General features: G+C 53.1%; 1 protein-coding gene. It reads left to right on the top strand.

Annotated features, from left to right (window positions below):
• A partial coding sequence (locus NE665_RS24225) for a hypothetical protein (protein WP_256302747.1) occupies positions 1–324 on the top strand: 324 nt, incomplete at both ends.

The raw sequence follows: 324 nt of genomic DNA, 5'->3' as shown, positions 1-324 counted from the left end.
TCACCATGCAGCTGCCGACGAAGATCCAGCTGACACTGGATGATCAGGTGATGAAGCAGAGCACGAACAATGAACAGGCGATCAATAAGAGCAGTATGCCGATGGAATTCGGGATCGATCGAAAAGTAGCAGAGAAGAGTACGAGGGTGCCCGCATTAAAGGGACAGATGACGAAGACGACCTACTATGATCAGATTCCTAGCGGAGACGCGTATCTGAAGTGCTCGAATGATGGGACGAATTTCACGAACATCACGAGCGGCGCATGGCTGGATACCGGCTTACCGAACAGCGAGCCGGCACATCTGATGCGTCTGGGCGCAG

This window comes from Clostridium sp. DFI.1.208, from assembly GCF_024463855.1.
GTDB lineage: Bacteria > Bacillota_I > Bacilli_A > Erysipelotrichales > Erysipelotrichaceae > Clostridium_AQ.
Note: the sequence above shows the minus strand (reverse complement) of the source record. Positions and strands in the feature narration are given on the sequence as shown.